The organism is Streptomyces antioxidans (assembly GCF_000968685.2).
In the GTDB taxonomy this organism is placed as follows: Bacteria; Actinomycetota; Actinomycetes; order Streptomycetales; family Streptomycetaceae; genus Streptomyces; species Streptomyces antioxidans.
On sequence record NZ_LAKD02000189.1, the window covers coordinates 1 to 251 of the forward strand.

The window sequence follows — 251 nt, forward strand, 5'->3', positions numbered from 1 at the left end:
CCAGTCCAGCCGGTACAGCGACTCCTGACGACCACCCCGCGCACCCTGAATCTGCTCCACCGACACCGGACGCAACACCAACGAATCCACCGACAACACCGCACGACCCGCACCATCCGCCACCGCCAACGACACCGCACCCCCACCAGCGGCGGCCGCCGACAACCGCACCCGCAGCACGGAAGCACCCACCGCGTGCAGCGAAACCCCGGACCACGAGAACGGCAGCCGGGCACCCTCGCCCTCGACCA

General features: G+C 70.1%; 1 protein-coding gene. It reads right to left on the reverse strand.

Annotation, left to right across the window (positions count from 1 at the left end; translation table 11 throughout):
• Positions 1-192: hypothetical protein (locus VT50_RS40095; RefSeq protein ID WP_420822267.1), on the reverse strand; the 192-nt coding region annotated here is incomplete at its 3' end.
• Between the last annotated feature and the right edge of the window lie 59 nt (positions 193-251).